Origin of the sequence: Allomuricauda sp. NFXS6 (assembly GCF_040148835.1) — a bacterium.
GTDB lineage: Bacteria > Bacteroidota > Bacteroidia > Flavobacteriales > Flavobacteriaceae > Flagellimonas.
In genome coordinates, this window is record NZ_JAGEMG010000002.1 from 404,142 (window position 1) to 427,922 (window position 23,781).

A 23,781-nucleotide genomic window follows, 5' to 3' on the forward strand; every position below is an offset into this window, starting at 1 on the left:
TTAGGTTTTTGATGGATTCCCGCTTTTGCGGGAATGACATGTAGGTTACACTATTGCCAAAATATCGCTTTCGCGCATCATCAAATAGTCAGTACCATCGAACTTAAGTTCGGTACCGGCATATTTTCCATAAAGAACAGTATCACCCACTTTAACGGTAACTTTTTCGTCCTTGGTTCCAGGCCCAACAGCTACAACAGTTCCCTTTTGTGGTTTTTCTTTTGCGTTGTCCGGGATGATGATACCGGAGGCAGTTTTTGTCTCGGCCTGTAGAGGCTCGATCAAAACCCTGTCTGCCAATGGTTTGATATTTACTTTAGCCATATTTTAATTATTTAGGTGTTTGTTTAAAATTCCTTGAATCTAGGAGACAGAAATTGTGCCAATGCACAAAAACTGACATTCTGGAAAACAAAAATGCCAGCTTGTCATTTAAGCTGGCATTTTTCTATGCTTTGTCACTTTGTATTACCCAATAGTATCTACTGGACTTGTAGTGTCGGCAGGTGGAAGTTGTTCAGGTACTTCTTCCGGAACCGTTTCTGGTATTTCTGTATCGTCGCCTTGGAGTAGTTTGGAATCTGCTTGGCTATAGTTCCCTTTAAGGGAAACGTTGGAAAGCAATATCAAAACAATCAAAAGGGTAGCAAGGGTCCAAGTACTTTTATCCAGAAAGTCCCCGGTCTTTTTTACACCACCAACAACTTGGTTGCCACTTCCTCCAAAAGATGAGGATAAACCACCACCTTTAGGGTTCTGCACCATAATGACCAAGACCAACAAAAGGCACACGATGATTATCAGTACCAAAAAAATTGCAAACGTGCTCATTTCTTATCTTTTTCTCTCTGCAGTTTCTTCACTGCCTGAATTTGGTCTGCAAAGAAACCACTTTTTTCTGGATATTTCAAACTCAATATTTTAAAGGCTTGAATGGCTTTTTTATACTTTTTTTGCTCCAAATAAACCTTGGCCAAAGTCTCTGTCATCAACTCGTTTTGGTTGATTTTGGTTGATTCTTTAATATTGACTTTTGGGTTGGATTCCTTTGGAACTATTTTGGGATTGTTCTCGATAAACTTGTCCAAAAGGTCGAATTTCTTTTTACGCTCCAGCTTGTCCATCACATTTTCTTCCTGATGGTCTGTCGTATTCCCTTCTTCTTCGGCCGGTTCTTCAGAGGTGGAGGTCAATTGAAGCCACTCGGTAAAAGAATGCTTCTCTTTTTTGGTAAACGGGATGGGTTTGCCCAAATTTAAATCAGTGTCCGGTTCCTTTTTGGGCTCCTCAACTTTTTCAATCTTTTTTTCAGGTGTTCTGGATTCGAAAAGCTTAGGATCCAGAATTTGTTCTGCATCGTTCAAATTTTGGGGCAGGGCAGGTTCGTTGGATTCCGAAAGCATACTTGCCGTATGGGGGTTGGGAAGAATTTCTTCTGAAACCGCTTCTTGGTCCTCTAGCTTGGAACCCCTACCGGCAATGGCATCGGCAATATTGTTTTGAACAAATTCCTTGGAGGTAATGTAGTCAAAAAGCACATCGCGATCGGCAGTGTGCGCCGCCGTTACCTTGAGCGCGTTATTGTATTTGTAGCTGTCCAGGTTTTTTAGCCCTTTCAGGTGCAATGCACGAGCAGCCTGAAAATAGGGATATTCCTCAATAATACCCTCTAGCTCCCGAGTTTGTTTTGGGGATAGGATGGTATTTGAGTTTTGAAGAATATGTATAAAATCTGAAACGTTCATAAAATATTACCAGTTCCCCAAAGATGCATTAAAAATATCTTGGGTAAGTCGTTCAAAAATTTCTTCGTGTGCCGTGGCTTGTATTGAGGTCAATGAGGCTGCGGCATCAAAATCGTAAAAGAAAGAAAACCGTCTTTCAAAATCAGCATCTTCCTTTGTGGTGTTGTAAAACCGAACATTGACGCTCATTGTGAGCCTGTTCTGCGCAGTTCGCTGGTCTGATGTGGCCGTCATGGGCACCACTTTGTACTCCACAATTTCGCCTTCGTACAACAAATCACCATTACTTCCGGTAAGGGATAGACTGGTAAGGTCATTTATCATATCCTGGAGTGCTAAAGTGAAATCCCTACCTAATCCCGGTACAATAACGGAACCTGGGGTTTGATCGGCGTAATTTTGAAAAAAGTTGACCTGGAAACTTTCTGCAGTTCCAATATCGGCGCCAGAAAAATTATGGCCTTGGTATGCGCCACAGCTCTGCATAAAGAAAACCAGTCCAAGCAATACAACCTTTATTTCATTTTTTTTTATCATTTTTTTCAAAACTTTTAATCTGTATTAAAGATCGTACTGCTTTATTTTTCTGTAGAGTGTTCTTTCTGAAATTCCAAGCTCAGCGGCAGCGGCCTTACGTTTTCCTTTGTTGCGCTCCAATGATTTTTTAATCAATTCAATTTCCTTTTCCTGCAAAGATAGCGTTTCTTCCTCTTCAATCTCTTCGGCAAAATGATACCTGTCTTCTGGTGGTTGATGCGATGGAGCAGGTGCTGATGGCTCCAAAACGGGTTCTGGCAAATGCAGCAATTCCGGTGGTGTTTCCTCGTGCTCTATTTCTTCTTCATTCTCCTCATTGCCATATATTTTCCGAATCAACCCTTCGTTTTCACGTTGCACTTTATTGGAATCGTTGTCCTTTAAAAGTTCCAGGGTCAATTTTTTAAGGTCGTTCAAGTCACCTTTCATATCAAAAAGAACCTTGTATAAAATCTCCCGTTCGTTGCTGAAATCTCCTTCTTTTTTGGCTTGTGCCACCACAGCTGGCAAATTGGACCCAGTTGAATTGGGCAAGTAACTGTTCAAGGTTGAAGCAGAAATACTCCGTTCTTCCTCCAGCACGGAAACTTGTTCTGCAATATTTCGCAACTGACGGATGTTTCCAGGCCATCTATATTTAAGGAGCAGGTTAACGGCATCGTCTTCCAGCCGGATGGTAGGCATTTTATATTTCTGTCCAAAGTCTGATGCAAATTTCCTGAACAACAAGTGAATGTCTTCGCGTCTGTCTCTAAGCGGGGGTAAATGAATTTCCACGGTACTCAACCTGTAATAAAGGTCTTCCCGGAATTTTTCCTTCTTTATGGCCTCGAACATATTAATGTTGGTGGCGGCCACGATACGAACATCTGTTTTTTGTACTTGTGATGACCCTACTTTAAGGAATTCACCATTTTCCAAAACACGAAGTAATCGAACTTGAGTGGTCAGAGGTAGTTCCCCTACTTCGTCCAAGAAAATGGTACCGCCATCGGCCACCTCAAAATAACCGCTACGGGTTTGGGTAGCTCCTGTAAAAGCTCCTTTTTCGTGACCAAACAGTTCACTGTCAATAGTTCCCTCGGGAATGGCACCACAGTTTACGGCGATGTATTTGGCGTGTTTTCGGTGAGAGAGTGAATGGATGATCTTGGGAATGGACTCCTTGCCCACACCACTTTCACCCGTCACCAAGACCGAAATATCGGTAGGTGCCACCTGTATGGCCTTTTCTATGGCACGGTTGAGCTTCACATCGTTTCCGATAATCTCGAAACGCTGTTTTATGGATTGTACACTTTCCATATATATTGTCATTCCTGCGAAGGCAGGAATCTTTTGTTTTATTTCAGCATCATGCTTTGACTGCGTTCAGCAGCAATCGTGCGCGATGCAAAAGATTATTAATTGTTTTCAGAATACCCCACTGCTTCTCCAATAAGAGTGGCCGAGGTACATTCGTTGATTTTCACATTTACAAAATCACCTACTTTGTAGTGTTCCTTTGGAAAAACTGCAACGGTGTTCTGTGAATTTCGACCCATCCAATGGGCATCCGATTTTTTGGAAGTTCCCTCGATAAGAACTTCTTGGGTTTTGCCCAAATGTTGTTGGGTTCGATAATGGCTATGCTTTTGCTGCACTTCAATGATTTCCGACAGACGTCTTTTTTTGGTCGCTTCAGGAATGTCGTCTTCCATTTTACGCTCTGCCAATGTCCCGGGACGCTCGGAATAAGCGAACATAAAACCAAAATCGTACTTCACATATTCCATCAGACTTAAGGTATCTTGATGGTCTTCTTCCGTTTCCGTGGGGAAGCCAGTGATCATATCTTGGCTAATGGCACAATCTGGAATAATTTTTCGAATGTTGTCGATCAGTTCAAAATATTCCTCGCGGGTGTGCAAACGATTCATTGCCTTTAAAATACGGTTGCTTCCACTTTGTACTGGAAGGTGAATGTATTTGCAGATGTTTTCATATTTGGCCATCGCCTCGATAACATCCAAGGTCATATCCTGTGGGTTGGATGTGGAAAAACGGATACGCATTTTGGGTTGGGCCTGTGCCACCAGCTCCAACAATCCCGCAAAGTTTACGGATGTGGCTTTCTGCATATCCGAAGCCTTGTCGAAATCTTTTTTTAATCCACCGCCGTACCAAAGGTAACTGTCCACATTTTGGCCCAAAAGCGTGATTTCCCTGAATCCTCTTTCCCAAAGATCGTTCACCTCTTCCAAAATGGATTGTGGATCGCGGCTACGTTCTCTTCCACGAGTAAAAGGAACCACACAGAAAGTACACATGTTGTCGCAACCTCGGGTAATGGAAACAAAAGCAGAGATTCCGTTGGTGTTTAACCGAACAGGTGCTATATCGCCATAGGTTTCATCTTTGGATAGGATAACGTTTACGGCATTTCTACCTTCATCAATTTCTTGGATAAGGTTGGGCAGGTCCTTGTAAGCATCGGGGCCTACCACCATATCCACAATTTTCTCCTCTTCCAGGAATTTACTTTTCAATCGCTCGGCCATACAGCCCAGTACCCCAACCTTCATGTTGGGTTTGGTTCTTTTTACGGCATTGAACTTTTCCAGTCGCTTGCGAACGGTTTGTTCGGCCTTTTCGCGAATGGAGCAGGTGTTTACCAAAACCAAATCCGCATCATCCAAATTTTGGGTGGTATTGAAACCTTCCTTGGCCAAAATGGATGCTACGATTTCGCTATCGGAAAAGTTCATTTGGCAACCATAGCTTTCTATATATAGCTTTCTGCCGTTCTTTTCATTGTTTTTTAGCGACAAAGCACGTCCTTGTTGGCTTTCATCTATTACTTTTTCTACAGTATTATCCTTGATCATAAATGTTTCAATGGGGTGCAAAGATAATGGTTATTACAATTTAGTGACAATTTGGCAGTAATTTTTAAGAATATATTGCGGAATCGCCTGTTAGTGTTACCTTCAAACTTAAAACATAACCATATTTACTAATGAATTTTACCAACCTTGCCCAAAGAATAAACCAAAGTGCCCCTGTTGACTTCGGGGCCGTATTTAATAATTCAGTGGAGCTGTTCAAAAAAGTATGGCTACAAGGATTTCTTACTCTTATACTGACTTTTGTAAGCATCTTACCTTTTTATTTACTGATTTATCTCCCAATGATTGCCATGGGCATAAGTGATCCCAATGTGTTTGATGAGCAAGAGTTGCCGCCTGCGTTTGCTGGTTTAATGAGCTTGATTGCCCCTATATCTTCGTTGGGTGCAATGACTATCGGTATTTGTTTGAACGCTGCTTTTTTGCGGATATGTAGAAAATATGACTTAAATGAATCCGGAAAAGACGACTACTTCTTTTACTTTACAAAGGAGTATTTGATTAAGGCTTTGATTCTTTCTTTGATAATGATAGGACTATCGTTATTGGGACTACTGGCTTGCGGGTTGGGTATAATTTATTTGTTGGTTCCCATGTCTTTGTTTCCAGCTTTTTTTGCTTTTGATAAGGAACTCACTGCTTTGGAAATCGTGAAATCAGGGTTTGCTCTGGGCAATAAAAACTGGCTGATGATTTTCCTTTTGGTTCTAGTGGCCGGATTGGTCTCACAATTGGGTGCAATACTCTGTTTGGTGGGGGTCTTGTTTACGGCTATGTTCAGTAAAATACCAATTTACTTTATTTATAAAGATGCAGTGGGGATTTCCATGGATGCATAACTGCAACTTAAAATAAAAAAGCGCCCTTTTAGGAGGGCGCTTCTATTTTGATGAAATCGGATTTTATTCTGTGGAAATCATTTTAATTTGGTTTTGATCAACTTTCTTGTTGATCATGGTAGCTTGCTTTTCAACCAGAGCATTCAGGTCATTGATTTCCTTGTTGAGTTCTTTGGTGACTTCCACAAAAAATTCTTGGGCTTGTTTGGTCGGTTTTTGGTCTCCACGTTGCGAATCTACCATCAAAAATGCCAATCTGTTATTGATTCGAATACCATAATTCAAAGGATCCTGTCTACTCTGATTTTTGGTCATATGAATGTTGTTTTCAATAACAGAAAGCTCCGTTTCAAAATCCTTGGCCATTTTCTGGATTTCGGGATTGTCCTTGGTTTTCTCCTTTAAATAGGCTAAATCCTTTTTAATGCTTCTGATGTTGATGATGGCATTGTTGGCACGGCTAACTTGTTCGCGCACCTTCATCAAAAAGTCAAATTGATCTTGGAAATCTTGTTGGCTCAGATCTACTCTAGGGTCTTTTACAATACTGAAGGTCTGCTCCGAGGAGTTTCCATTCATGGTGAGTCTTGCCTTGTAGTTTCCAGGGACCGCTTTTGGGCCAATATTGGGTGAGGAATAGAACACCATTCCCTCGAACTCTTGGTAGCCTGGGTATCGCATATTCCAGATAAATCGGTTTCCGCCTTCGGAAACTTCCAATTTTTGGGTTGAAGATGGATTTAATCTATCAGGTTTGGCATGATTGGAAAACTTTTGAATGACACTGCCATCCATTTCCAAAATTTCCATGGTCACGGTATCGGTTTCCTTCAAGCTTTTAAGGTAATAGTTGATAATGGCTCCATCAGGATGATTTTCTCCCACCAATTTGGTGTCGGGTTTCCGCCATGCACGATCCTGATGCATTCTATAGGCCATATCCGGTTTGTACAGGTAAAAATCACTGTTGGCAACCTCTTCGGAAAGCTGATGGAGTGGTGTTAAATCGTCAATCATCCAAAAACCTCTTCCATGGGTTGCAGCAATCAAATCATTGTCCCTAACATGAAGGTCACGGATTGCGGTGATGGGTAAATTGAGTTGGAAGGGTGTCCAGTTTTCCCCATCATCAAAAGAAACATACATGCCCCATTCCGTACCAGCGTACAATAATCCTTTCCTCACTTTGTCGGAACGAATGGCACGGGTATAATAAGTATCCTCGATACCATCTGTTATCAATTTCCATGATTGGCCATAATCATCCGTTTTATACAGGTAAGGTGTGTAGTTGCCAAATTTATAGGAAGTAGCGGCGACATAAACAGTTCCCGGGTCAAACGGACTTGCATCAATACAGTTGATCATGTTCAATTTGGGCGACATGGATTCCGGCGGGGTCACATTTTCCCAAGTAACTCCATTGTCTCGCGTTACATGAATCAATCCATCATCACTACCGGTCCAAATCACGCCTTTTTCTAATATAGATTCGGTAATCACAAAAACGTTGGAATAAAATTCTGCTCCTGTGTTGTCTTGCGTAATCGGTCCTCCTGAAGATGCAATGGTCTCAGGAATACCTCTTGCCAATTCCGGAGAAATGGTTCTCCAAGATTGTCCTCCATCCGTAGTGGCATGCAAATAGTTGGAGCCTGCATAGAGTACGTTTGGGTCGTGTCGGCTAAAAGTCAAAGGATAGTTCCAGTTGAAACGGTACTTCATTACTTCAGCACCCGAACCTGCGGGGTTATCGGGCCATATGTTGGTGGAAATGGTCTGTCCCGTGGTATGGTCCAAACGGTTCATGTATCCTTTATAAGTTCCTCCATAAACCAATTGATTGTTCTTGGGGTCTGGTGCCAAGTGGGCGCTCTCGCCTCCTGCCGTGGGTTCCCAGTCATCTTCTGTGATGCTTGAGCCCGAGGAGCGATGGAAAACTCGCAAGGCAGTATTGTCCTGCTGCGCTCCATATATTCTGTAAGGAAAAATACTATCCGTTGCAACACGATAGAACTGCATGGTCGGCTGGTTGTAATAAGTGGTCCAGTTATTTCCACCATCGTTAGAGATTTGAGCACCACCGTCATCCGCAATGATCATTCTTTGATTGTTGTTCGGGTCTATCCAAAGATCATGATGGTCGCTATGTCCTGCGGTTTTTAGCGTAAAGGTATTCCCGCCATCGGTGGAAACCCCATAGCTCACGTTCATTACCCAGACCTTGTCAATATTTTGGGTGTCCGCATAAATTCTACTGTAGTACCAAGCCCTTTGTCTTAGTCCTCGGTTTTCATTGACTTTTTTCCAAGTTGTTCCGGCATCATCGGAACGGAAAACACCACCGTCCTCGGCCTCAATAATGGCCCATACCCTGTCAGAATCCAATGGGGAAACAGTTATCCCTACAATTCCCCATGGAAAACCGGGCAATCCTGAATGTTCTGAAATATCCTTCCAAGTATCGCCCCCATCGGTACTTTTAAACATTTTGCTGTCTGGGCCACCACTGTCCATGCGATAACCGTTTCGTTTCATTTGCCAGGTTGCAGCGTAAAGAATTCTACTGTTGTTCGGATCCATGATCAGGTCTCCTGCACCCGCTTTATCACTTACATAAAGAATCTTTTCCCAATTTTTCCCTCCATCCATGGAACGAAAAACACCACGGGTTTCATTGGGTTTCCATAGGTTTCCAATGGCGGCTACGTAAACAATGTCCGGGTTTTTGGGATGAACTCGGATTCGGGAAATATGTTCGGAATCTTTCAAACCTATAAATTCCCAAGTCTCACCGGCATCCATACTTTTCCAAAGTCCTTTGCCCGAGGAAACATTTCCTCTTAGTGTCTGCTCGCCTTCGCCCACATATATAATGTTAGGGTCTGATTCTGCTACAGCTAGGGCTCCAATAGAACCACCATAATAGCCGTCAGAAATGCATTCCCAAGAATTGCCCGCATCGGTTGTTCTCCAAACACCGCCACCTGCGGTACCCATATAATAGAGATTGGGGTCGTGGGCTACTCCTGAAACGGTTCCAGCTCGGCCTCCTCTGTGTGGACCTATCATTCTCCATTCCATCCCACTGTACAGGGATTCCTCAAATTTGGGAATGCTGTTCTTGTTCTTTTTTCGTTGAGCGTTCGCAGGATAAAAGCATAGTACGGCAAGTACCATGATCAGGTAGCGGTTGGTCATTTTTAGTTGAGTTATTGTGTTAGACTTTTAAAAATAACAATTATTTCATCTAAAGTCATCAATAGGCCCATATTAATATGGGTTTTTAAATTTATGGGATGATTTTTATTGGATTTTAGGGTTAAAACAAAACTTGTGAATACCGAAGTATAAATTTTAATATACTTTTGTTATCACAAAACCACGTGCATGCCAAAGAATTTAGTTATTGTAGAGTCCCCCGCAAAGGCGAAGACCATTGAACGATTTCTAGGAAAAGAATTTCAAGTAGAATCCAGTTTTGGGCACATTGCCGATCTTCCGTCAAAAGAATTAGGTGTTGATGTAGAGAACGATTTTAAGCCAAAATACACGGTAGACAAGGAAAAAAAGGCCTTGGTGAAAAAGCTCAAGGATTTGGCCAATAAAGCAGAAACTATTTGGCTCGCTAGTGATGAAGACCGTGAAGGGGAAGCTATTTCTTGGCACTTGGCCGAGGAGTTGGGATTGGATAAAAGCAAGACCAGACGGATTGTTTTTAACTCCATTACCAAGTCAGCCATTCAAAAGGCGATTGAAAACCCTAGGGACATCAACTATAACTTGGTCAATGCACAGCAAGCACGTAGGGTGTTGGACCGATTGGTAGGTTACGAACTATCACCAGTACTGTGGAAAAAGATAAAACCGGGACTTTCTGCCGGTAGGGTACAATCCGTTGCGGTACGTTTGATTGTAGAGCGTGAACGTGAGATTGAAGGTTTTACTCCAGAGGCGTCTTTCCGAATAAAAGCGGAATTTAAAACAGATGCCGGCAATGCGTTCGCGGCCAAGCTGAACAAAACATTTCCAACAAAAGAAGCTGCCGAGAAATTCCTGAAAGAAAATATCGGGGCGGACTTTTCAGTTTCCGATTTGGCCAAAAAGCCAGCTAAGAAATCACCGGCCGCACCATTTACAACCTCTACTTTGCAGCAGGAAGCATCAAGAAAGCTCTATTTTTCGGTAAGCCGAACCATGCAAGTGGCGCAAAGACTTTATGAAGCTGGACTCATTACTTATATGAGAACGGACAGTGTCAATCTTTCCAACGAAGCACTTGCTGCGGCGAAAGATGCGATTCTGGACAATTATGGCAAGGAATACAGTCAAACCAGAAACTTTACGGGCAAATCAAAAGGCGCACAAGAAGCGCACGAAGCTATCCGCCCTACCGATATGAAATTGCAGTCGCCCCAATTGGAGCGAGACCAGTCCAAATTGTACGAACTAATCTGGAAACGTACCTTGGCTTCGCAGATGAGCGATGCCCAATTGGAACGTACCAATGTAAAAATAAAAGCGAGCACCCACAGCGAAGAATTCTCAGCGAATGGAGAAGTGGTAAAGTTTGATGGTTTCCTTAAAGTATACTTGGAGGGAACAGATGATGAAGAAGGGGAGGAGCAAGAAGGCATGTTGCCAGCGATGCAAGTTGGAGAGGCGCTTCAAAATGTATTTATTTCCGCCACCGAAAGATTTTCTAGACCCCCTTACCGCTATTCGGAAGCTTCTTTAGTGAAGAAATTGGAAGAATTGGGTATCGGTCGACCATCTACTTACGCACCTACCATATCTACCATTCAAAATAGGGGATATGTGGAAAAAGGAACGGTTGAAGGTTCCGAACGCAAATATGCGCAATTAGTTTTGGAGGATGGAAAAGTGTCCGACAGCCAATTGAGCGAAATGGTGGGTTCTGAAAAGGGAAAGATTGTCCCGACCGATATCGGGATGATCGTGAACGACTTTTTGGTGACGCACTTCACCCAAATTTTAGATTACAACTTTACTGCTCAGGTCGAAGAAGATTTTGATGAGATCGCTTCGGGTGATGAAGATTGGCAAGAGATGATGAAAAATTTCTATAAAGATTTTCATCCGAATGTGTTGGAGGTCGAGGAAAATGCCGAACGTGCCAGTGGGGAACGTGTGCTGGGCACAGATCCAGAATCAGGCAGGCAAGTATCCGTAAGATTGGGTCGTTTTGGACCGATGGTTCAAATTGGTACTGTGGATGATGATGAGAAACCACAGTTTGCCAGTTTGTTGCCAGACCAATCCATAGGCACCATTACTTTTGAAGAGGCCATGACACTTTTTGAGCTTCCACGAAAATTGGGAGTGTACGAAGGCGAGGAAGTAGAAGCAAACGTGGGTCGTTATGGTCCTTATGTTCGATTTGGAAAAAAATTCATTTCCCTGGCCAAAGGCGAAAGTGCTTTTGATGTGGATATGGACCGTGCCATAGAATTGATCAAAGAAAAACAAAAGGCCGATGCACCTATTGCAACCTATGAAGGAAAGGATGTTACCAAAGGTAAAGGTAGGTTTGGACCTTTCATCAAATGGGACGGTATGTTCATTAATGTGAACAAAAAATATGACTTTGATAATCTTTCTGAAGGCGATATCGCTGAACTGATAGAGGCCAAAAAGAAAAAAGAGGCCGAGAAGGTCGTTCAGGAATGGCCCGAAGAAAAAATCAGGATAGAAAAAGCCCGTTGGGGAAGACATAATATTATAAAAGGTAAGGTGAAGGTTGAAATTTCCAAAGATGTGGACGCCACAAAAGTAACTTTGGAAGAAGCACAAGCCTTATTGGAGAAAAAATCACCAAAGAAAAAAGCCAAGACAAAAGCTAAGAAATAGTATGGCCTTCGATTTTCTGGTTCCCGTTAAGGACAAGGTATTGGCACATTCCGAATTGTTGCCAGAACAAGCATTGGGCAAGAACATCCATATGCACACGGAAAAGGATGGGCTTCCGGTATTCGCCCATGCCGATGTGGCCATTTTTGGCGTATTGGAATCCAGAAATGCCTTTGAGAAAAAACCCGAAAAACTGGATTTGGACGAAGTCCGTATCCAACTCTACCGTTTAATGATGGGCAATTGGAACTCCACCATTATAGATATTGGCGATGTGGAGGAAGGCGACACCGTGGAGGATACTTACTTTGTGGTCAAGGAAATTGTGGCCGGGTTACTTGAAGAAAATATCATACCTATAGTATTAGGGCTTACCCAGGACATTACTTTTCCCACTTATCGTGCTTTTGATAAAATAAAGAATATGGTGAATCTGGTCTCCATCGATAGTCGTTTTGATTTTGGTGAGGACGATGAATTGATCTCATCACATTCTTATATGAGTAAGATCATTACCGACAAGCCCAACAATCTTTTTAATTTTTCGAACATAGGGTATCAAAGCTATTTCAATGCCCAGGAAGAAAAGGATTTGATGGAGCGTCTTTTTTTTGATGCCTATCGCTTAGGTGAGATTGCTTCCAACATAGAATTGGCAGAGCCCGTTTTGCGCAGCAGCGATATTGTTAGCTTGGACCTGAGAGCTATCCGTGCCAGCGAAATGGGAATGACAAGTAACTTTTCTCCAAACGGTTTTACAGGTCGAGAGATATGTACCATTGCCCGATATGCAGGTATCAGCGACAAAGTATCCCTGTTCGGTATCTACGAAGGGGAGAACTCTCATCAGGCGTTCCAGATGATTGCCCAGATCATTTGGTACTTTATAGAGGGCCTGAGTTTCAGGATTAAAGAATCCCCGAGCTCTAAGAGCGAAGACTTCACAAAGTTTACTGTACCCACCGACACGGAGGAATTGATCTTCTTCAAAAGCCATGTCACAGAAAGATGGTGGGTAGAAGTACCAACAATTTTAGCAGAACATACTAAAACAAATTCGGTGGCGTTATTACCTTGCACCGAAGAGGACTATTTGGATGCTTGCAACCAGAACATTCCCGAAAGGTGGTTTAAGGCCTACAGAAAAGGCTTAAACTAAATAAATTAAATTTTGATCATTAATTGTTTTTGCACAATAATTCATTCAAAAATCAGTTTTGAGAATAATGAATGTGTGCAGCACAGTTATTTAAATCTTGAATCGAATAATTTAACCTAAAGTATGAGAAAGCTATTCTTGTCATCTATAGCACTTGTTTTTTTGCTTACCAGTTGCGGCTCTAAATCAAGGTCGAAAGGTGAACTAGTTGGGGTCAGTGGTAAAAAATGGCATCCAGAAAAACCCTATGGAATGGAGCTTATTCCGCGTGGCGCCTTTGTTATGGGTAAAGCCGAAGAGGATCAGGCCAAAGTAATGAACGCTCCCACAAGAACGGTTACCGTACGTTCCTTTTATATGGACGACACGGAAATCACTAATAGTGAGTACCGACAGTTTGTGGAGTGGGTCAAAGATTCCATAGTAAGAACCAAATTGGCCATTTTGGCCGATGAACTGGGCATAGGTCCCGAAGACGAAGGTATCGGAGAATACGGTTTTAAAGATACCGACACCACCGAACTTTCTGTTTATGATAAGTATATGCTCGATAACTATGCTGGTATGGGCGATAACTATTACGAAGGCAGGGCCTTGAACAAAGATGTTGATCTAGTTTGGGATACTTCCGAGTACCCTGATGAATATTATGCCGAGGTAATGGACTCTATGTACCTTCCAGAAGAAGAGAGCTACAATGGCTTAAGGAGCATCGACGTTACCAAAATAAAGTACAAGTACAACTGGATGGATATTGAAGCGGCTGCCCGCGCAAAATCGGGAAGCAGAAAAGACTTTATAAAACAAGAGGAATTGGAGATTTATCCAGATACCACCGTATGGATTAAAGATTTTGAATACAGCTACAACGAACCAATGCACAATGATTACTTCTGGCACGATGCTTATAGCGACTATCCTGTGGTTGGAGTAAACTGGATGCAGGCCAAGGCTTTTTGCAACTGGAGGACAAAATTTAAAAACGATGATCAAAAAAGCCGTGGAAAGCAATTTGTGAACCAGTTTAGGTTACCAACCGAAGCCGAATGGGAATATGCCGCAAGGGGTGGAATCGAAGGTGGTTCATATCCATGGGGCGGTCCTTACGTAATCAGTGATACCGGTTGCTTTATGGCCAACTTTAAACCACAACGTGGAGATTACGCGGCCGATGCAGCACTATATACCGTAGAAGCAAAATCTTTTGAGCCGAACGATTACAACTTGTATAATATGGCAGGTAACGTTTCCGAATGGACCAACTCCAGTTTTGATCCGGGAGCTTACGAATATTTGTCCACTATGAACCCGAATATTGGTTCGCAGGACAACAAACGTAAGGTAATCCGAGGAGGTTCTTGGAAAGATGTTGCTTACTTCCTACAAGTAAGTACCAGGGATTATGAATACCAAGATTCCGCAAGAAGTTACATCGGATTCAGAACTGTTCAGGATTATATGGGAGAAGAAGATTCTACCAACGGAAGAAGCGGATTATAATAAAAAAACGAGAGAACATTATATAAACAAGTAAGAGTAGTAACCAAATACTTATTTTTTATATAACTTAATTAAAACTAGAATTATGGCGCAGTCAAAATCAACAAAAAAGCTGTTTAACATGGCCTACGGCCTTGGAGCATCGGTAGTAATTATTGGTGCATTGTTCAAGATCCTTCACTGGGAGTTCGGACCACTTACAGGTGGACTTCTTCTTGCAGTTGGACTTATTACCGAAGCATTGATCTTTGCAATCTCTGCATTTGAACCAGTAGATGATGAATTCGATTGGTCTTTGGTGTACCCGGAATTGGCCGGTGGCGAAGCAGACGCTTCTAAAAAACAACAAGCTAAAGATGCTCAGGAAGCTGAAGGATTGCTTTCCAAGAAATTGGATAGTCTTCTTAAAGAAGCAAAAATCGATTCTGAACTTTTCTCCAACTTGGGTGAAAGTATCAAGAGTTTTGAAGGTGCCGCTAAAAATATCACTCCTACTACAGATGCTATTCAGCACACCAAAAAATACTCTGAGGAATTGTCTCATGCTGCAGCTCAAATGGAATCTTTGAACAGCTTGTACAAAGTTCAATTGGAAAGTGCTAGCAGACAAGCTTCTATTAACGAAGAAGTTGTACAGAACGCAGGTGCGTTGAAAGACCAAATGGAGTCTTTGGCCACTAACCTGTCTTCTTTGAACGGAGTGTACGGTGGTATGCTTACAGCCATGGGAGGAAAAGTCTAATTAGAAGTTTTCAGATCAACAGAAAACAACACCAAATCAAATTAATTATTAAATCTAATTAGAAAACATGGCATCAGGAAAACAAACACCACGTCAGAAGATGATCAACCTTATGTACTTGATCTTCATCGCGATGTTGGCACTTAATATGAGCAAGGAAGTACTTGCAGCTTTCGGACTAATGAACGAAAAGTTGGAAACTTCCAATACCAATATGGATTCCAACAACTCTAGTTTTATGGCCAGCTTGGAAACAAAAGCCAACGAAAACGAAGAGGAGTACGGGGAGCTGTATCAAAACGCTCAAGAAATCAAACAACTTTCGGATAGTTATTACAGCTATTTGGAAGGATTGAAGAAAGAGATGACCGCAGATTTGGAAGACCCAAAAGATTATGTGGTTATGGACAAGTCTGATTACTTGGACCAAAAATTCTTTCAAGGAGACAATTTGGCTCCGCAAGGAAAAGAGTTTATGGAACAGATCAACAAGTACCGTGAAGGGGTAAAAAACGCATTGCCAGCAGAAGGTTTCCAATCGTTGAAATCGGCCGTCGATGCACGTTTTGCCACGAATGACGGTAAAAAGGACGACGGTAAAGTAGAGACTAGAGATGGTACACGTCAAGATTGGATCAACTATCACTACGAAGGGTTCCCATTGGTTGCCTCTTTAACAAAGTTGACCCAGTTGCAAGCCGACATCAAAACTACTGAGCAAGAGGTGTTGAAAACCCTTTTGGAAGGTGAATTGACCGAAGCGGTTTCTTTGACAAACTTTGCAAGTGCATTGGATGCACCTAAGTCTGCTTACTATTCGGGAGAAAAGTACACAGGTAAGATCATTGTTAGTAAAACTGACAAGACTTCCACTCCTGTAAAAGCTGAATTGACTTTGGACGGAAGACCATTGACTGAAGGTGAGGATTATGAATTGGAAGCTGGTGGTATCAAAATGCTGATCAGTGCCGGTTCACCAGGAGACCATACCATTAAGGGAACCATGACTTATATGCAGGATGGCAAAGAGGTGCCTGTAGAAGTAAACAACACTTTTGCAACAATCTCAATGCCTAACGCAGCGGTTATCTCCGCTGATAAGATGAATGTGGTGTACCGAGGTGTTGCCAACCCAATGACTATCTCTATTCCTGGTATCCCTGATAATAAGGTGAGAGCTTCAGCTCCTGGTTTGACCAGAAGAAGCGGTAGCCAATATATCATGAATCCAGGTACAGGAAGATCGGTAACCATTACCGCTTCAGGTACATTGCCCGATGGTAAACCGGTTTCAAGTAAAAATGAGTTCCGTATCAAGGATATTCCAAGGCCAAGTGGTACTGTTCGTGGAGAGTCTGGTAGCATCAAGATGCCTAAAAACAACCTTGAAATTGCAACAGTTAGCGCAATGTTGGAAGACTTTGACTTTGATTTGAACCTTGCTGTAAGCCAGTTTAAGTTCAAAGTACCTGGTCAGCCTACGGTAGTTGTAAACGGAAACAAATTGGATAACAGAGCTAAATCTGTTCTTAGAAGAGCAGGTAGAGGCGAGTCTGTCCAGATATTCGATATCCAAGCTTACATCACAAATAACAAGAGCTACAAATTGAAGAAAGTATCTCCTGTAGTGGTTGAGCTTACAAACTAAGAAGTATAAAAGTATACAAGTGATCATGAATTGGAAAAACGCATTATTAATTGGATTGTTGGGCATATTGCCGGTATCGATCATGGCGCAGGCAAACATTTTGAATGCCAAGATGCCAGAGGATATAGGTAAAAAAACCCAAGCTCAGATAGAGCAAGATGCTGATGAGCCTTTAGCGTACGGTTACGTGGATGATAGGGATATCCTATGGTCCAAGACCGTATGGGAAATCATCGATCTTGACGAGCGAGTAAACTTTCCACTCTATTACCCGACCGATACCATAGGTATTGGAAAGGACAGAAGGTCGCTGTACCACGTTTTGATGAAAAACATCAGAAATGGAAACCTTACCGAGGTTTATGCAGACTCCTACTTTACCGAGAAGAGAAAGTTATCCGATCTATCGGCAACCTTGAGCAAGGTGGATACCACGGACCTTGGGTACGAGCAGGTAAATGCTGGAGAGCAGGTTTCCCCGGAGTTTATCAACAAAAGGGACTTGACTGCAGCGGATGTTGAGGAGTATCGCATTAAGGGAATCTGGTATTTTGACAAACGCCAAGGAGAGCTTAAGTATCGTTTATTGGGAATTGCACCTGTTGCACCGGACGTAAACTTCATCGATGATGAGTCTATAGATCCGGGACAGAACAAAGTAGAATTGTTCTGGGTGTGGTACCCTGCGGCAAGGCAAATTTTGCACGATGCCAAAGTGTACAACCAACGAAACTCCGCAAGACCCATTTCCTTTGATATGCTTTTGAACGCGCGTCGATTCAATGGAGTGATCTACAAAGAGGAAAACGTTCACGAAGATCGTGAGATAAGTGATTATATTTTTGATAATGCATTGTTCCAGCTCTTGGAAGCCCAAAGAATCAAAGAGGGCATACGAGACAGAGAGCAAGATATGTGGGCGTATTAATGAAACCGATCTTTGAAAGTTGCAAAGCAGCAGACAAAGTTGATGGTTGAATTATTCCGAACTTGTTTCGGAATCCCCATAGAATATTTTCCAATTCAATACAGCAAACGCCGCACCTAGTGCGGCGTTTTTTTGCATTAATCTAAAATTTGAATGATTGTGGGATCAATCAGATGCCTAATTTTGTGGTATGGTGGATTATATAGTAGTAGGTCTGGGTTTGGCAGGGATTTCCTTTTGTGAGGTGTTGGAGAAAGAAGGTAAATCCTTTAAAGTAATCAAAGATGCTTCACAACAAGCATCACAAGTGGCTGGAGGGTTGTACAATCCCGTTATTTTAAAGCGATTTACCATGGCCTGGAAAGCCAAAGAACAACTGGAGAATGCAAAGCCGTTTTACCTTAACTTAGAAGAAAAACTAGGCGCGACATTGGATTATGAACTACCTGTTCTAAGAAAATTTGCATCCATCGAAGAACAGAATATGTGGTTTGAAGCTACCGACCGCCCAGATTTGGATTATTTTCTGTCCACCAATATTCTGCCCAACAACAACCCGGCAATCGATGCTCCCCATGGTTTTGGCGAAGTAAAGTACACAGGTAGAATAGATACGCGCACTTTGGTCAAATTATATAAAAACTATCTAGAAAAGAGTGGTCAATTGGTATCGGAATCGTTCGATTTTGATGCATTTACAACGGATGGAGAATACGTCACTTATAAGTCCATTACCTCCAAAAATATTGTTTTTGCTTGCGGTTATGGCCTTAAACAAAACCCATATTTCGCCTATTTGCCCTTGAATGGAACCAAAGGAGAACTTTTGGTCATTCATGCACCCGATTACAAAGAGGATAATGTGATTAAATCTTCCGTTTTTACCATTCCAATGGAGGATGATAAGTATTTGGTGGGAGCCACATACAAATGGAAAGACAAAACCAACAAACCTACGGAAGCATCCAAAAACGAACTTTTGGGAAAACTGAAAACCTTTTTAAAATGTGATTTTGAGGTTGTGGACCACGTAGCGGGTATTCGCCCTACCGTAGTAGATCGCAGACCTTTGGTAGGTAGGCATCCAGAGCATAAAAATTTTTATGTATTGAATGGTTTTGGTTCCAGAGGAGTGCTTATTGGACCCTCGGCATCCAGACAATTATTTGATTTTATTGAAAAGAATACTGCCTTGGACCCAGAAATGGACATCCAACGATTTACTAAAAAATATTATGCCAACTAACCTTTAATTGTTTAATGTTTTTTAGCAGAGGTGGGGTCGTATTTCACAAAAAAGTTGATCCAAATATTTCTGGACAAGCGTATGATCACGGGCATAAACACCACCAAAGTACCTACAATGGCAATAAAAGTCGTAGGTAACGAAGCACCAAGAAACAAAAACGAAATTACAAAAGCCGCAACCGCGAAAGCAATACCCACCCCATAGCTCACGTACATGGCACCGTAAAAAAAGGAAGGCTCAATCTTATACTTTAAACCACAGTGGGAGCACCGCTCGTTCATGCTGAAAATTTTGGACAACGCATAAGGATTGGATTTCTCGTACATGCTCTCTTCTTGGCATCTTGGACAGTTTCCTGTTAAAATGCTGTACATTTTGGTTCCTTTTTTTAACATTTGCACGGCTTTTGTACAAAAGTATGAATTCGCCATATAATGTTTTGTAATTAAGGTCACATATAAATGCTAAATATCCATAATCTTTCCGTAGCCTTTGGAGGAGAATATCTCTTCGAAGAAATATCATTTCGACTTAATGGAGGGGATAGGGTAGGTCTTATCGGAAAGAACGGTGCCGGAAAATCCACCATGCTCAAACTCTTGGCAAAGGAAATGCCTTTGGACGAGGGGGCCATAGCCACTGAAAAGAACATAAGAATCGGTTTCCTTAAGCAGGATATTGATTTCGAAGAAGGCAGGACCGTTCTGGAAGAATCCTATCAAGCATTTTCCGAAATCAAGGCAATGGAGCTTAGGTTGGACGAAATCAACACAGCTTTGGCCGAGCGTACCGATTATGAAAGCGATGGATATCATCAGCTTATGGTAGATCTTAACGATGTGACCCATCGATATGAAATATTGGGCGGTTACAACTACGAAGGCGATACAGAAAAGGTGCTTCTTGGATTGGGTTTTAAGCGGGAAGACTTCAACAAGTTGACCGAAACTTTTTCCGGAGGATGGCGTATGCGTATAGAATTGGCCAAACTGCTGTTGCAAAACAATGATGTATTGCTGCTGGATGAGCCCACCAACCATTTGGATATTGAGTCGATTATTTGGTTGGAGCAATTTCTTCGCAATTTTCCCGGGGCTGTGGTAATTGTGTCCCACGATAAAATGTTTTTGGACAATGTGACCAACCGTACCATTGAAATATCCTTGGGAAGAATTTACGATTATAATAAACCCTATTCCCAGTTCTTGGTGCATCGAAAAGAAATTCAGGAACAACAGCTCAGTGCCCAAAAAAATCAAGAGAAGCAAATTCAGCAGACCGAACGCCTTATAGAAAAGTTTAGGGCAAAATCCAGTAAGGCCTCAATGGCGCAGTCCCTTATCAAAAAACTGGACAAAATGGACCGTATCGAAGTGGATGAAGAGGACAATAGCGTAATGAATCTGAGATTTCCTATTTCCGTGAATCCCGGTAAGGTAGTAGCTGAATTGAACGGCGTATCCAAAAGCTATGGTTCCAAAAAGGTACTACAGGACATAGACCTGATGGTCGACCGCGGTAGTAAAACCGCTTTTGTAGGCCAAAATGGACAAGGTAAATCCACCTTGGCCAAGATAATGGTGAGTGAGCTGGATTACGAAGGCGATTTAAAAATAGGTCACAACGTGCAGGTGGGGTATTTTGCCCAGAACCAGGCCGAATATCTGGATGGCAGCAAAACCATTTTGGACACGATGATCGATGCGGCCAACGAAAAGAACCGTAGTAAAGTAAGGGATATTTTGGGATCTTTCCTGTTTAGGGGGGATGAGGTAGAGAAGTATGTGAAAGTATTGTCCGGCGGGGAGCGTAACCGACTGGCCTTGGCCAAAATGTTGTTGCAACCGTTCAATGTACTTGTAATGGACGAGCCTACCAACCACTTGGACATCAAATCCAAAAATGTATTGAAACAGGCGCTTCAAAATTTTGAGGGAACCTTGATTTTAGTTTCTCACGACCGCGATTTCCTTCAAGGATTAACGGATAGGGTTTATGAGTTCAAAGACGGGGGCATAAAGGAATATTTGGGAGATATCGACTTTTATTTGGAACAACGTAAGGTGGAGGATTTCCGTAGTGTTGAAAAAGGAGAACAAAAAAAGAAGGAAGAAAAGGTAGTAGAGAAAACCAAGGATAATGACTACCAGACCCAAAAGAAACAAAAATCCCTAAAAAATAAGCTTAGCGGAGTTGAAAAAAAGATTTCGCAACTGGAAAAAGAGATTGCCAATATCGATCACGATCTACTTATGGATTACGATACCACTATTGCCAGGCCTAACTTTTTTGATAGTTATGAGGGCAAAAAAAAGGATTTGGACGCTCTAATGAAGGATTGGGAAAACCTGTCACACGAATTGGAGTCCTTGGATTAAATAGTTTTTCAAGTTTTTCACATCTGTTTTTGGCAAATTCACAACAAAAGAGGTTAATTCAACGATTAAAGTTGTAGGATGTTTCTCATTTTTATTACTTTGTAGGTAAATTCCGTACAACTAAATAAGTAATAAATGATTCGAGTAGCCATTTTTTTCTTTTACCTGATGTTTTCGACTGGCATTTCTTTCGCCAGCGGACAGGTGTCCCCCAAAGAAAAAGCTGCCTTGGTTGATTTATATAATAATACCAATGGGAGTGAATGGAATTCTTCTTGGGATGTAACAGCCCCAGTGACCACTTGGAAAGGTGTAGAAATTGAAAAAGGTCATGTGGTTGGTCTAACACTCTTTATGAACAATTTAGAGGGTACACTCCCAGAAAGCATCGGGGATTTAAAACACTTGAGTGAGTTAAATCTGGCTTTTAATCAAATTACGGGCGTACTTCCAAAAGACATTGTAAAACTCAAAAAGTTGAAGGTTTTTCGTTTGGAGATGAACCGAATCAAAGGGGCTATTCCCACAGGTGTTGGCAACTTTGAACAATTGGAGGTTTTCTCGATGTTCAACAACTTTTTAACGGGACCCATACCGGAATCCTTCGGAAAACTTAAAAACTTGAAGGAACTCAACCTTTCCAGCAATAACCTTAAGGGTATCATACCTACATCTATAGGAAACCTTACTAACTTGGAAGCCTTGGGCCTTTTTGAAAACAAATTGGAGGGACAGATACCTAGAGAAATTGGCAATTTGATTCAATTAAAGGAATTGGTTTTGTCCAACAATGAATTGGGCGGGGAGATTCCATCCGAATTTGGACAATTGGCCAGCTTAAAAATACTACAACTTCAAAACAATAGGTTCAATTCTTTCAATGTCTTGCATGGTATGGATTCTAAGCAATTTTTGGTTTTGGATACGGATGATAGAACACTGAACCCAAAATTCAAGGATATTCAGATAGATCGTACTCGAATGGCAGACACCAAGTTCGAGGACGAAAACGAAAACGAGTAGTTAGTTATTACTTTAGTTTGTTTGGTTTGGGGATGCCGTTTGGGGTCCCCTTTTTGCATTTGACCTGGTTTTAAATGTATTTTATGAAATATTTAACCATTGTAAAAAATGTAGGGGATAGATTTGCACCGATTAAACCAACTCACGCATGCGAAAGCTCATAATATCGGCAGTGGTTGGGGGTATTATTATCTTTGCCTCACTATATTTTGCCGGACTTATTGCAGATAGTAAAGAAAATAGAAGACCGCCATCTCAAAAGGTGGTTAAGACCGTTTTTGTTGATACTGTACAGAACGCTACCATACCGATAATGGTTCCTGCAAATGGGAACCTGCAAGCAAAAAAAAGAGTGGAACTTTACTCAGAGGTCCAAGGGGTATTTAGACCAGGAAGCAAATTGTTTCGAACGGGACAGCAATACACGGCGGGACAAACACTTATTCGGATTGATGCCAGCGAATACTATGCAACGGTGCAATCTGCAAAAAGTAATCTCTACAACCTACTTACATCCATAATGCCGGATTTACGACTGGATTACCCTGAAATTTATCCAAAATGGCAACAATATCTTAATGGATTTGATTTAGAGAAAACCACTCCGGAACTTCCAAAGTTAGATACGGAAAAAGAGAAGTTCTTTATTACAGGAAGAGAAATCATCACTACCTATTACAACGTGAAGAATTTGGAGCAACGTTTGTCCAAATACACCATTACCGCTCCATTCACGGGAGTTTTGACCGAAGCTTTGGTCACCGAGGGAACTTTGGTAAGGTCAGGGCAAAAACTTGGTGAATTCATAGATACAGGTTTGTACGAACTTGAAGTTTCCGTTAGTAAGACCTACGGAGATTTTTTAAGGGAAGGAAAGCAGGTGACGTTGTCCAATTTGGAAAAGACCCAAACCTATACGGGGAAAGTGGCTAGAGTGAACAGTAGTGTTGATCAAAATTCGCAGACGATTACGGTTTACATAGAGGTAAAAGGAGAAAATTTAAAGGAAGGCCAATATTTGGAAGCAAATCTAGAGGCCAAAGAAGAACCGGATGCCATAGAGATCGATCGTTCCCTTTTGTTGGAAAACAACCAAATTTTTGTGGTTAGGGACTCCATTCTGGACCTAATGGATGTAAACCCGGTATTTTTTACCGAGAGGACCGTGGTCCTCAAGAATGTTCCGGATGGACAAGTAATTGTAGCAAAACCGGTTACCGGTGCGTACGCGGGCATGTTGGTGAAAACATTTGACGAAAGTAAATCCTAAACCC

The 23,781-nt window shown here is 41.9% G+C and carries 19 protein-coding genes; 11 read left to right on the top strand and 8 right to left on the bottom strand.

Annotated elements, in window-relative coordinates:
• Window positions 1-45 precede the first annotated feature (45 nt).
• From J4E06_RS05075 to miaB, 6 genes are all read right to left on the bottom strand, one after another.
• Window positions 46-324, bottom strand: coding sequence for a co-chaperone GroES (locus J4E06_RS05075; protein ID WP_014032184.1), 279 nt, complete (start codon window positions 322-324; stop codon window positions 46-48).
• 144 nt (window positions 325-468) lie between these two features.
• Complete coding sequence (gene secG / locus J4E06_RS05080; protein ID WP_014032183.1) at window positions 469-831, bottom strand: preprotein translocase subunit SecG; 363 nt, start codon at window positions 829-831, stop codon at window positions 469-471.
• A complete protein-coding gene (locus J4E06_RS05085; protein WP_349522954.1) occupies window positions 828-1,745 on the bottom strand; it encodes a DUF8458 domain-containing protein in 918 nt (305 codons plus the stop codon). Before J4E06_RS05085 ends, secG begins: the two co-directional genes overlap by 4 nt.
• Before the next feature lie 6 nt (window positions 1,746-1,751).
• Window positions 1,752-2,282, bottom strand: a complete 531-nt coding sequence (locus tag J4E06_RS05090) for an LptE family protein (protein WP_349522955.1) — start codon at window positions 2,280-2,282, stop codon at window positions 1,752-1,754.
• A 24-nt stretch (window positions 2,283-2,306) separates the two neighbouring features.
• Window positions 2,307-3,587, bottom strand: coding sequence for a sigma-54 interaction domain-containing protein (locus J4E06_RS05095; protein ID WP_349522956.1), 1,281 nt, complete (start codon window positions 3,585-3,587; stop codon window positions 2,307-2,309).
• A gap of 98 nt (window positions 3,588-3,685) precedes the next feature.
• The gene (gene miaB, locus J4E06_RS05100) at window positions 3,686-5,149 is read right to left on the bottom strand and encodes a tRNA (N6-isopentenyl adenosine(37)-C2)-methylthiotransferase MiaB (protein WP_349522957.1); all 1,464 of its coding nucleotides are present in this window, start codon (window positions 5,147-5,149) and stop codon (window positions 3,686-3,688) included.
• A gap of 131 nt (window positions 5,150-5,280) precedes the next feature.
• Between miaB and J4E06_RS05105 the strand changes: the two genes are divergently transcribed.
• Window positions 5,281-6,009, top strand: a complete 729-nt coding sequence (locus J4E06_RS05105) for a hypothetical protein (protein ID WP_100816339.1) — start codon at window positions 5,281-5,283, stop codon at window positions 6,007-6,009.
• Window positions 6,010-6,072: 63 nt separating this feature from the next.
• Here the strand turns inward: J4E06_RS05105 and J4E06_RS05110 are convergent, their stop codons facing one another.
• Window positions 6,073-9,210, bottom strand: a complete 3,138-nt coding sequence (locus J4E06_RS05110) for a WD40/YVTN/BNR-like repeat-containing protein (protein WP_349522958.1) — start codon at window positions 9,208-9,210, stop codon at window positions 6,073-6,075.
• 189 nt (window positions 9,211-9,399) lie between these two features.
• On the opposite strand from J4E06_RS05110, the gene topA reads away from it, so the two are divergent.
• The 7 genes from topA (at window position 9,400) to J4E06_RS05145 (ending at window position 19,103) form a co-directional block, all read left to right on the top strand.
• Window positions 9,400-11,880, top strand: a complete 2,481-nt coding sequence (topA, locus tag J4E06_RS05115) for a type I DNA topoisomerase (protein ID WP_349522959.1) — start codon at window positions 9,400-9,402, stop codon at window positions 11,878-11,880.
• Between the two features lies 1 nt (window position 11,881).
• Window positions 11,882-13,039 carry a formimidoylglutamase gene (locus tag J4E06_RS05120; protein ID WP_349522960.1) on the top strand — a complete coding sequence of 386 codons (1,158 nt, stop codon included), beginning with the start codon at window positions 11,882-11,884 and terminating at the stop codon, window positions 13,037-13,039.
• Window positions 13,040-13,162: 123 nt separating this feature from the next.
• A complete protein-coding gene (porK, locus tag J4E06_RS05125; RefSeq protein ID WP_349522961.1) occupies window positions 13,163-14,539 on the top strand; it encodes a T9SS ring complex lipoprotein PorK/GldK in 1,377 nt (458 codons plus the stop codon).
• Window positions 14,540-14,624: 85 nt separating this feature from the next.
• Window positions 14,625-15,281 (top strand): type IX secretion system motor protein PorL/GldL, encoded by a 657-nt coding sequence (gene porL / locus J4E06_RS05130; protein WP_349522962.1) that lies wholly within the window; start codon window positions 14,625-14,627, stop codon window positions 15,279-15,281.
• A 67-nt stretch (window positions 15,282-15,348) separates the two neighbouring features.
• A complete protein-coding gene (gene porM, locus J4E06_RS05135) occupies window positions 15,349-16,929 on the top strand; it encodes a type IX secretion system motor protein PorM/GldM (protein ID WP_349522963.1) in 1,581 nt (526 codons plus the stop codon).
• 25 nt (window positions 16,930-16,954) lie between these two features.
• A complete protein-coding gene (gene porN, locus J4E06_RS05140; RefSeq protein WP_349522964.1) occupies window positions 16,955-17,857 on the top strand; it encodes a type IX secretion system ring subunit PorN/GldN in 903 nt (300 codons plus the stop codon).
• 190 nt (window positions 17,858-18,047) lie between these two features.
• Entirely contained in the window at window positions 18,048-19,103 is a 1,056-nt protein-coding gene (locus tag J4E06_RS05145; RefSeq protein ID WP_349522965.1) for an NAD(P)/FAD-dependent oxidoreductase, read from the top strand.
• Window positions 19,104-19,114: 11 nt separating this feature from the next.
• On the opposite strand, the gene J4E06_RS05150 is transcribed toward J4E06_RS05145, so the two are convergent.
• Entirely contained in the window at window positions 19,115-19,501 is a 387-nt protein-coding gene (locus J4E06_RS05150; protein ID WP_349522966.1) for a DUF983 domain-containing protein, read from the bottom strand.
• Between the two features lie 66 nt (window positions 19,502-19,567).
• On the opposite strand from J4E06_RS05150, the gene J4E06_RS05155 reads away from it, so the two are divergent.
• The 3 genes from J4E06_RS05155 (at window position 19,568) to J4E06_RS05165 (ending at window position 23,777) form a co-directional block, all read left to right on the top strand.
• The gene (locus J4E06_RS05155) at window positions 19,568-21,484 is read left to right on the top strand and encodes an ABC-F family ATP-binding cassette domain-containing protein (RefSeq protein ID WP_349522967.1); all 1,917 of its coding nucleotides are present in this window, start codon (window positions 19,568-19,570) and stop codon (window positions 21,482-21,484) included.
• A 135-nt stretch (window positions 21,485-21,619) separates the two neighbouring features.
• Window positions 21,620-22,507, top strand: a complete 888-nt coding sequence (locus J4E06_RS05160; protein WP_349522968.1) for a leucine-rich repeat domain-containing protein — start codon at window positions 21,620-21,622, stop codon at window positions 22,505-22,507.
• 148 nt (window positions 22,508-22,655) lie between these two features.
• Window positions 22,656-23,777: an efflux RND transporter periplasmic adaptor subunit gene (locus tag J4E06_RS05165; RefSeq protein ID WP_349522969.1), complete on the top strand. Its 1,122-nt coding sequence runs from the start codon at window positions 22,656-22,658 to the stop codon at window positions 23,775-23,777.
• The last annotated feature ends 4 nt before the right edge of the window (window positions 23,778-23,781 follow it).

Bases quoted from the DNA above. Each gene is read 5' to 3' on its own strand.
- J4E06_RS05085 (WP_349522954.1), bottom strand. From the start codon at position 1,745: ATGAACGTTTCAGATTTTATACATATTCTTCAAAACTCAAATACCATC.
- J4E06_RS05110 (WP_349522958.1), bottom strand. From the start codon at position 9,210: ATGACCAACCGCTACCTGATCATGGTACTTGCCGTACTATGCTTTTAT.
- J4E06_RS05075 (WP_014032184.1), bottom strand. From the start codon at position 324: ATGGCTAAAGTAAATATCAAACCATTGGCAGACAGGGTTTTGATCGAG.
- J4E06_RS05155 (WP_349522967.1), top strand. From the start codon at position 19,568: ATGCTAAATATCCATAATCTTTCCGTAGCCTTTGGAGGAGAATATCTC.
- J4E06_RS05165 (WP_349522969.1), top strand. From the start codon at position 22,656: ATGCGAAAGCTCATAATATCGGCAGTGGTTGGGGGTATTATTATCTTT.
- porM (WP_349522963.1), top strand. From the start codon at position 15,349: ATGGCATCAGGAAAACAAACACCACGTCAGAAGATGATCAACCTTATG.
- miaB (WP_349522957.1), bottom strand. From the start codon at position 5,149: ATGATCAAGGATAATACTGTAGAAAAAGTAATAGATGAAAGCCAACAA.
- J4E06_RS05150 (WP_349522966.1), bottom strand. From the start codon at position 19,501: ATGTTAAAAAAAGGAACCAAAATGTACAGCATTTTAACAGGAAACTGT.
- porN (WP_349522964.1), top strand. From the start codon at position 16,955: ATGAATTGGAAAAACGCATTATTAATTGGATTGTTGGGCATATTGCCG.
- J4E06_RS05105 (WP_100816339.1), top strand. From the start codon at position 5,281: ATGAATTTTACCAACCTTGCCCAAAGAATAAACCAAAGTGCCCCTGTT.
- porK (WP_349522961.1), top strand. From the start codon at position 13,163: ATGAGAAAGCTATTCTTGTCATCTATAGCACTTGTTTTTTTGCTTACC.
- topA (WP_349522959.1), top strand. From the start codon at position 9,400: ATGCCAAAGAATTTAGTTATTGTAGAGTCCCCCGCAAAGGCGAAGACC.
- J4E06_RS05090 (WP_349522955.1), bottom strand. From the start codon at position 2,282: ATGATAAAAAAAAATGAAATAAAGGTTGTATTGCTTGGACTGGTTTTC.
- secG (WP_014032183.1), bottom strand. From the start codon at position 831: ATGAGCACGTTTGCAATTTTTTTGGTACTGATAATCATCGTGTGCCTT.
- J4E06_RS05120 (WP_349522960.1), top strand. From the start codon at position 11,882: ATGGCCTTCGATTTTCTGGTTCCCGTTAAGGACAAGGTATTGGCACAT.
- J4E06_RS05095 (WP_349522956.1), bottom strand. From the start codon at position 3,587: ATGGAAAGTGTACAATCCATAAAACAGCGTTTCGAGATTATCGGAAAC.
- J4E06_RS05160 (WP_349522968.1), top strand. From the start codon at position 21,620: ATGATTCGAGTAGCCATTTTTTTCTTTTACCTGATGTTTTCGACTGGC.
- J4E06_RS05145 (WP_349522965.1), top strand. From the start codon at position 18,048: ATGGTGGATTATATAGTAGTAGGTCTGGGTTTGGCAGGGATTTCCTTT.
- porL (WP_349522962.1), top strand. From the start codon at position 14,625: ATGGCGCAGTCAAAATCAACAAAAAAGCTGTTTAACATGGCCTACGGC.